The 549-nt window shown below is 62.1% G+C and carries 1 protein-coding gene; it reads left to right on the forward strand.

All coding sequences use genetic code 11. The features are described from left to right. Positions 1-122 precede the first annotated feature (122 nt). Entirely contained in the window at positions 123-413 is a 291-nt protein-coding gene (locus C437_RS09960) for a hypothetical protein (RefSeq protein WP_004516819.1), read from the forward strand. Positions 414-549: the final 136 nt, after the last annotated feature.

The raw sequence follows: 549 nt of genomic DNA on the forward strand, positions 1-549 counted from the left end.
GGGGCGTGCAGCTCTAACGCACCCGACCAACCCTCCTCGTTCGCCAACGGTCGAAACGCCCACACGGGCGTCGGCACGTGATTGGCCCCCGTGCCCTGACGAGACCGGCCAAACCTCCAGAAATGAGAGAATTCAGAACCACCGACGAGGGCGAACTCGTCGGCCCGCAAATGCACAGCGCACTCGAAAAACTCGATAACGGCGCGTACGCGTCGATGAACCAACTCGCAATCGCCGTCGGGCCGAACGGTAGCCAAGACTACGGTTACCGTGTCGTCCACCGCGTCCTCCGCAAAGGTTTCGCGGAACTCGACCCTGACCACGAGAAGGCGACGCCGAACGGCAAAGGCGCGGTCGTGCTGACGACGAAAGGCGAAGCATACCTCGACGAAGAGGGTGATTCCGATGAGTGACACCACCCACCCACCGACGTGGGAAGAGGGGGTCGTCGAGGAGACGTGCCACCCATCACACGCCCGCGAAGAGTGGGTCGCTTACATCGACGATGTGTACGCCGCCATCGCCGAGAACATCAACATCGAGGAGATG

Source organism: Haloarcula vallismortis ATCC 29715, assembly GCF_000337775.1.
In the GTDB taxonomy this organism is placed as follows: Archaea; Halobacteriota; Halobacteria; order Halobacteriales; family Haloarculaceae; genus Haloarcula; species Haloarcula vallismortis.

Bases quoted from the DNA above. Each gene is read 5' to 3' on its own strand.
- C437_RS09960 (WP_004516819.1), top strand. From the start codon at position 123: ATGAGAGAATTCAGAACCACCGACGAGGGCGAACTCGTCGGCCCGCAA.